The organism is Candidatus Hydrogenedentota bacterium, from assembly GCA_012730045.1.
In the GTDB taxonomy this organism is placed as follows: Bacteria; Hydrogenedentota; Hydrogenedentia; order Hydrogenedentales; family CAITNO01; genus JAAYBR01.
In genome coordinates this window covers 1-6688 of record JAAYBR010000149.1, presented here as the reverse complement: position 1 = coordinate 6688, position 6688 = coordinate 1, and the positions used below count along the sequence as shown (strand labels likewise).

The 6688-nt window shown below is 67.4% G+C and carries 8 protein-coding genes; 5 read left to right on the top strand and 3 right to left on the bottom strand.

Going from position 1 to position 6688, the window contains the following annotated elements:
* Nucleotides 1-296 precede the first annotated feature (296 nt).
* Genes ugpC through GXY15_16400 form a run of 3 tightly spaced genes read left to right on the top strand, consistent with a single transcriptional unit; the run spans nt 297 to nt 3151 of the window.
* Entirely contained in the window at nt 297-1397 is a 1101-nt protein-coding gene (gene ugpC, locus GXY15_16410; protein ID NLV42795.1) for a sn-glycerol-3-phosphate ABC transporter ATP-binding protein UgpC, read from the top strand.
* Nucleotides 1369-2334 carry a glycyl-radical enzyme activating protein gene (locus GXY15_16405; GenBank protein ID NLV42794.1) on the top strand — a complete coding sequence of 322 codons (966 nt, stop codon included), beginning with the start codon at nt 1369-1371 and terminating at the stop codon, nt 2332-2334. The genes ugpC and GXY15_16405 overlap by 29 nt, the downstream gene beginning before the upstream one ends.
* A 28-nt stretch (nt 2335-2362) precedes the next feature.
* Nucleotides 2363-3151, top strand: a complete 789-nt coding sequence (locus GXY15_16400) for an inositol monophosphatase (GenBank protein NLV42793.1) — start codon at nt 2363-2365, stop codon at nt 3149-3151.
* Here the strand turns inward: GXY15_16400 and GXY15_16395 are convergent.
* From GXY15_16395 to GXY15_16385, 3 genes are all read right to left on the bottom strand, one after another.
* Nucleotides 3141-3761, bottom strand: coding sequence for a 5-formyltetrahydrofolate cyclo-ligase (locus tag GXY15_16395; GenBank protein NLV42792.1), 621 nt, complete (start codon nt 3759-3761; stop codon nt 3141-3143). The two genes, GXY15_16400 and GXY15_16395, sit on opposite strands and share 11 nt — an antisense overlap.
* Before the next feature lie 98 nt (nt 3762-3859).
* Complete coding sequence (locus GXY15_16390; protein NLV42791.1) at nt 3860-4462, bottom strand: hypothetical protein; 603 nt, start codon at nt 4460-4462, stop codon at nt 3860-3862.
* A 99-nt stretch (nt 4463-4561) separates the two neighbouring features.
* On the bottom strand, nt 4562-5017 hold the full coding sequence (locus tag GXY15_16385) for a DUF2147 domain-containing protein (GenBank protein ID NLV42790.1): 456 nt from the start codon (nt 5015-5017) through the stop codon (nt 4562-4564).
* Between the two features lie 467 nt (nt 5018-5484).
* Here GXY15_16385 and GXY15_16380 point away from each other — a divergent pair, with 467 nt between their 5' ends.
* Nucleotides 5485-6369, top strand: a complete 885-nt coding sequence (locus GXY15_16380; protein ID NLV42789.1) for a site-specific DNA-methyltransferase — start codon at nt 5485-5487, stop codon at nt 6367-6369.
* Nucleotides 6366-6688 (top strand): hypothetical protein (locus GXY15_16375; protein ID NLV42788.1); only part of this gene is annotated, 323 nt, incomplete at its 3' end. The genes GXY15_16380 and GXY15_16375, both read left to right, overlap by 4 nt.

The following is a 6688-nucleotide window of genomic DNA, read 5'->3' as shown; positions in this document are numbered from 1 at the left end:
GAAAATTTCGGATGCCCTTTCAGGGCATGTGTTGGAGGGTGCCTCCTCCCCAGGGCAGGCCTGGCCCTTCGGGCGGCGGCCTGGCCTGGGCTATAGGCGGATGTCCCGTTGGGACAACAAAGACGGAATCACAGACCGAGGGACGTTCTGCCGTTTTCAGGCGGTTTTTCAAGGCGCATTGTAATGCGATTGCCCTGGGAGCACAGGTTTGATAAGCCTTTCCGCCGTTGGCTATCATCACCGGCGCGGCGCGCCCGCCGACATTGACGCATTCCAACAGGAGGCCCCCGACCCGCATGGCCCGTGTTGAACTGAGAAACCTGTGCAAGACCTATCCGGGCGGCGTGCAAGCGGTCTGGGACGTGAGTCTCACGGTGGAGGACAGGGAGTTTGTGGTGCTGGTGGGGCCGTCGGGCTGCGGCAAGTCCACCACGCTGCGCATGATCGCGGGGCTGGAGGAGGCCGACTCGGGCGACATTCTCATCGGGGACCGGGTGGTCAACGAGGTGGCCCCGAAGGACCGCGACATCGCCATGGTCTTCCAGAATTACGCCCTGTACCCGCACATGACGGTGTACAAGAACATGGCCTTCGGGCTCATGCTGCGCAAGTGCCCCCGGGCGGAGATAGACCGGCGGGTGCGCGGGGCGGCCGAGATTCTGGGCCTCTCGGAGCTGCTGGACCGGCGTCCCAAGGCGCTTTCGGGCGGCCAGCGCCAGCGGGTGGCCGTGGGGCGCGCCATTGTGCGCCAGCCCAAGGTTTTCCTGTTCGACGAGCCGCTCTCCAACCTCGACGCCAAGCTGCGGGTGCAGATGCGCGCCGAAATCTCGAAACTTCACCACCGCCTGGGCGCCACCATGGTCTATGTCACCCACGACCAGGTGGAGGCGATGACCATGGGCGACCGGATCGTGGTCATGTTGGACGGGGTGATCCAGCAGGTGGCCCCGCCGCTGGAGCTGTACCACCGCCCGGTCAACCGCTTCGTTGCGGGTTTTATCGGCAGCCCGCCCATGAACATGATCCCCGGCCGGCTGGAATCGGAGGACGGCGCGCCGGTTTTCACCAACGGGGACATCCGCCTGGCCGTGCCGCCGGAAATGGGGGACCGGCTGCGGGGCCTCGCGGGGCGGCCGGTGATTCTCGGCCTCCGGCCGGAGCATCTGCGCACGGTCGCGCCCGGACAGGAGCGACCCGGCGCGGTCATCCGGGCAGTGGTGGAGGTGGTCGAGCCGATGGGCTCGGAAATCAACCTGTATCTCAACGCAAAGGGCGTCGCCCTCAATGCACGGGTCCATCTGGACCGGGAACCCGACGTCGGCGCGCCGTACGCGCTGGACGCGGACATGGGGGCGGCGCATTTCTTCGATGCTGACTCCGGCAACACCCTGGTCTGAGCCGCCCGGCGGCGGCGCGGACACCCCCTCCGGGGTGGTCTTTGACATCCAGCGGATGTGCGTCCACGACGGACCCGGCATCCGCACCGTCGTGTTTCTCAAGGGGTGCCCCCTGCGCTGCGCGTGGTGCCACAACCCCGAGGGCATGGACCCGCGCCCCCAGCTGCTCTACCACGCCGCCGCCTGCGTCCAGTGCGGAAAATGCGCCGAAGTCTGCCCGGAGGGCGCACACCTTTTTGACTCTGAAACGGGGCACCTCCTGGACCGGTCGCGGTGCCGCGCGTGCTTCGCCTGCGTGGACGCGTGCTGCGCGGGCGCGCTGACCCGCGCGGGCCGGACCATGACCGTGGCGGAGGTGATGGCGGAGGCGCTCCGGGACAAGCCGTTCTACGACGCCACGGGCGGCGGGATCACCCTGAGCGGCGGGGAGCCGCTGGCCCAGCCCGAATTTGCCCGCGCCCTGCTGGCCGCGGCGCGCGGCGCGGGCGTGCACACCTGCGTGGAGACCTCCTGCGCCGTGCCCTGGGCCGTTCTCCAGGGGGTGCTGCCCGTGACGGACCTTTTCCTGGCCGACCTCAAGGAGACCGACCCGGCGCTGCACAAACACCACACGGGGCGCGGCAACCGGCGCATCCTGGCAAACCTCCGGGCGCTGGACCGCGCGGGGGCCGCGCTGGTGCTGCGGTGCCCCCTGGTGCCCGGCGCCACGCTGCGCGACGACCATCTGGCGGCCGTGGCCGCGCTTGTGAAAAGCTTGAACCGCCCGCCGGAGGTGCATATCATGGCCTATCATCCGGGCGGTTTGGCGAAACGCGAGAAGATCGGCGGCGCGCCGCCGTCGCCGCCGCCGCCCGGGAAGCCCATGAACTGGCAGGAGGCCGAGGCCGCCGCGGAGCGGCTGCGGCGGCTCGGCGTGGGCCGGGTGCGCGCCGTGTAGCGTCAGATTCGACTGGAGAGACGACCCCATGCGTGAAATTCAGCTGATTGAGACCTTTCTCGGAGAGGCCGCCGAATACGTCCGGGAGAAATACGGCCGGCGCGAGATGATCACCGTGGCGTCCAAGGGCGATCCCGGCGACCTGCTGACGGAGGTGGACCTCACGGTGCAGAAGCGCTTTGTGGACGCCCTGCGCGAGGCGTTCCCGACGGACCTCGTGGTCGGCGAGGAGGGGGCCTTGTCACGGCTTCCCGACGATCCGAACGTGCGCGCCTGGGTCATTGACCCGCTGGACGGCACCTACAACTTCGTGCGGGGCATGACCCCCGTGTTCGGCGTCTCGGTGGCTTTTGTGGAGCTGGGCCTGGCCCGCGCAGCGGGCGTGGTGTTCCCCCTGTCCGGCGACCTTTTCCTGGCCGAGCAGGGCTCGGGAAGCTACCGCAACGGCGCGCGCCTGCGCGTGTCGGAGGTGCAGCATCTGGAGGAGGCCTGCGTTGAGGTGGATTTCAGCACCATCCACGACCGGCGCACCTTCGTGAGCCGCGCCGTCAATGTGATGAGGCAGGCGGGCCAGATCCGCTGCCTGGGCGCCGCCGTCGGCGGCATCTGCCAGGTGGCCACGGGCGACGCGGACGGCTATCTCCACATGTCGCTCTACCCCTGGGACTACGCGGCGGCCCAGCTCATTGCCGAGGAGGCGGGCGCCATGGCCACCCGGCTGGACGGGTCGCCCCTGCGCGTGTTCGACGGGCGCGAGGGCGTGCTGGTCACCAACGGCGCGGTCCATGACGCCGTGCTGGGCCTGATCACCCCCTGAGGCCGCGCTCGGCGGCGCAGTCCACCGCCCCTTCCTCGGTCACCAACAGGTCCACCGGCGTGTCGTGGGGCAGCACGGGAACCGTGTCCACCACCTGGAGCGCATAGGCCAGCCCCACGGAAACCCCTTTGAACGCGGCGAGGAACCGGTCGAAGTATCCGCCGCCGTAGCCGATGCGGTAGCCGGTCCGGGTGAATGCGAGCCCGGGCACCAGGCACACGGCATTTTCCGGGACCGGGTCCGCGCGCCGGGCGGCCGGATCGGGCTCCAGCAGGCCGAAGCGCCTGGGGCGCAGCTCATCGGGCGACAGTATCCGCGCAAAAGTCATTTCCCCGAAGCGCTCCCCCGTGAGGGGCACGAAAACCGGCCGCTCCTGGGAGAGAAAGGCCCGCAGGACGGCCCAGGTGTCCGTCTCATTCTCCAGGGAGGAGACATAGGTGAGCAGCGCTCCGGCCCCCCGGACGGCTTCAAGGCCCAGCACAAGGTCGCGGATGACGCGGTCATGGCGCGCCTTCTCGGCGCGGGGCAGGGCTTTCCGCCGCGCCAGTGCCTCGCGGCGCAGGGCGCGCTTGTCGTGTTGAACCCTCTTTGCGTTCAAGTCCGGCGACATGCTGTTGCTCTCCGGCAAAAGCATACCAGAACCCGAAAAACACGGGCGGCCGGAAGGGACGCGCCCTTCCGGCCGACGCAGTCCTCCTGACGGGTTGGTCAGTTGGTTTTCGCGGGGGCGGGCTTGCCCTTCTTCGGGGCCTTCTGGACGCGGTCCTCGGGACCCAGGAAGCCGTCGCCGTTCCGGTCCATCTGCTTGAAACGCTGGTCCGTCATCTTGGGGAAGGCGGAGCGCGCCTCCTCCCGGGAGACCTTGCCGTCACCGTCTGTGTCGGCGGCCTTCATCTTGGCGGCCTGCTCCGCGCGCTGCTGCGGCGTGGGGCCGGCCTGCCGGGGTTTGCCCTGTCCCGGCTTCCTGGCCGCGGCGGGCTTTGCCGGGGGGGTGGGGCGTTCGGGCTGGTCTTCCGGCGTGAGCACGCCGTCCGCGTTCCGGTCCAGGTCCTTGAACCGCTTCTCCGCGCCCTTCAGCGCGGCGGCCTTGAACTCCTCCAGGGTTACCTTGCCGTCCTTGTCGGCGTCCGCGGCCTTCACCATCGCCGCTGGACCGGGCCCGGGGGGCGGGCCCGCCTGCGCCGCGGGGCACGGCGCGCCCTGGGCGGCGGGGCAGGGGGGAGGGGGGGATCCCGCCGGGGGCTGGGCCACGGCCGCAAGGGCCGGTGCCAGTGCCAGCAGCAGGGCCAGCATCGCGATGTTCCGTGTCATCTCTTCGTTCTCCTGGTTTTCGGGTTTGTCACCGCGCCCCGGACCGCTGTCCGGCGCGCACCCCGTGAAACACCCGTCCCCGGGAAAAGTTCCGGAGACTCACTGCGGCGTGTGGCGCTTCCAGGTCTGGTTGCGGCCCAGGAGGGAGACGCCGATGTACCCCCGGATTTCCAGGGTGTCCCGGTCCTTCAGCGTCATCTTGCAGCTGTAGGTCTTGCCGCTCTCGGCGTCGTACACCTTGCCGCCCTTCCACTTGCCGTCGCCGTCGTACCGGAACCCGGTCATAAAGACCAGCCCCTGGATCGGACGGTCGCGCAGGGCCTTGTCGGGGTTCTCCCGGTCGCGCTTCGGCTTGCCCGCCTCCGGGTCCCCCGCGGGATACTCCGGCTCCTTCAACCAGCACAGACGCCCCTCATAGGTGCCGCCGGCACCCTGGTAGATTTCCACCCGCGCGTCCCCCGACTCCACCACCCACTCCGCCAGCACCTCCGACTCCTCCACGGCAAACGCCGCGCCCGCCAGACACCCCAGCACCACAGCCAGCTTCCACTTCATGAAAAACGCTCCTTGTTTCCGCCTTAACCGACGGGCCACCAGCATACAAACATCCCGCAGGCCGTTCAACGTGCCGCTTCTCCCAAGACCGGCCCTCACATGCCGGGTGAGACGGTCCTGCGGTAAGAGAAGAGGGCGCGGCAAGCGGTGCCCCTACCTGCCCATGCCGTCGGCATGTGCGCGAGCACCGTGCAACCCTCTTGTGGGGGCGCTGCTTGCCGCGCCCCGTGTTGCACAGTGCGCAGCACCTTGGAGTGCGGCAGCTTGCTGCCGCCCTTCTTCGCGCGGGCTTGCCCGCGCGTAGCCCAGGTATGAGCCGGGGTATGCCGCCGTCCCGGAGGCATGGCGTTTCCCCGGTCTGAAAGGCGGCAGCAAGCTACCGCACTCCAAGGCGCGCTCCGCGCGCGAAATGCCGCCATCGTACCGTGTAGAATGTACGGAACACTCGCAACCATTGAGGGCTTCCCGTGGCTGAACTAATCATCTATCATAGCGACAACCTCCCCGTCCTTCGGGAACTCCCCGGGGGGTCGGTCAACCTCATCTACATAGACCCGCCGTTCAACACGGGCAAGGTGCAGCGGCGGACGCAACTATCGACAGTCCGCGACGAGGACGGCGACCGGACGGGGTTTCAGGGGAGGCGCTACCGGACGGTGAAACTGGGGTCGAAGGCGTATTCCGACCTGTTCGACGACTATCTCGGCTTCCTGGAGCCCCGGCTGGTGGAGGCGCGGCGGGTGCTGGCGGCGGACGGCAGCCTCTTCTTCCACATTGACTACCGCGAGGCGCATTACTGCAAGGTTCTTCTCGACCTGATCTTCGGCCGCGAGTCGTTCCTGAACGAAATCATCTGGGCCTATGACTACGGGGCGCGGTCGAAGACCAAGTGGCCCGCGAAGCACGACACGATCTTCTGGTACGCGAAGGACCCGGAAAACTACCAATTCCATCTGGACGCCTGCGACCGCATCCCCTACATGGCCCCCGGCCTCGTGGGGCCGGAGAAGGCCGCAAAAGGAAAGACGCCCACGGACACGTGGTGGCACACCATCGTCAGCCCCAACGGAAAAGAGAAAACCGGCTACCCCACGCAGAAACCCCGGGGCGTCATTGACCGGATCGTGAAGGTGCATTCCCGGCCCGGCGACCTGCTCCTCGACTGCTTCGCGGGCAGTGGCACGCTGGGCGAGTCCGCCCTCGCCCTCGGCCGCCGCTGCATCCTCGTGGACAGCAACCCGGAGGCATTGAGTGTAATGGAACGCCGATTTATGGGGCAGCCCACAGAATGGTTTGGGTGGGCACCTAAGACACTCGAAGCAAAGAACCCGCAAGGAGAACTTTTCTCATGAAAATTGTAAACCCAGAGGTAAGGTTACTGGCAGGGATAAGTCAGGCGTTAGAGGCTGAATACACCAGCGAGGACACAGGCTGGGAGGGTAGCCCATTTGCATGGATCAAGAAGCGCCCATCTCGTCAGGTCGGAAAGATTGGCGAACTACTGGTAGCAGGTTGGCTGGCAGCTCGCGGATTCAATGTTAGTCGTTCCGGAGATTCGGATGCGGATCGTGTTATCGAGGGCAGGCGGATCGAAATTAAATTTAGTACCTTATGGGCTAACGGAAACTACAAGTTCCAACAGCTTCGCGATCAGCGGTACGAGATTGCCTT

Bases quoted from the DNA above. Each gene is read 5' to 3' on its own strand.
- GXY15_16400 (NLV42793.1), top strand. From the start codon at position 2,363: ATGCGTGAAATTCAGCTGATTGAGACCTTTCTCGGAGAGGCCGCCGAA.
- GXY15_16395 (NLV42792.1), bottom strand. From the start codon at position 3,761: ATGTCGCCGGACTTGAACGCAAAGAGGGTTCAACACGACAAGCGCGCC.
- GXY15_16390 (NLV42791.1), bottom strand. From the start codon at position 4,462: ATGACACGGAACATCGCGATGCTGGCCCTGCTGCTGGCACTGGCACCG.
- GXY15_16385 (NLV42790.1), bottom strand. From the start codon at position 5,017: ATGAAGTGGAAGCTGGCTGTGGTGCTGGGGTGTCTGGCGGGCGCGGCG.
- GXY15_16405 (NLV42794.1), top strand. From the start codon at position 1,369: ATGCTGACTCCGGCAACACCCTGGTCTGAGCCGCCCGGCGGCGGCGCG.
- ugpC (NLV42795.1), top strand. From the start codon at position 297: ATGGCCCGTGTTGAACTGAGAAACCTGTGCAAGACCTATCCGGGCGGC.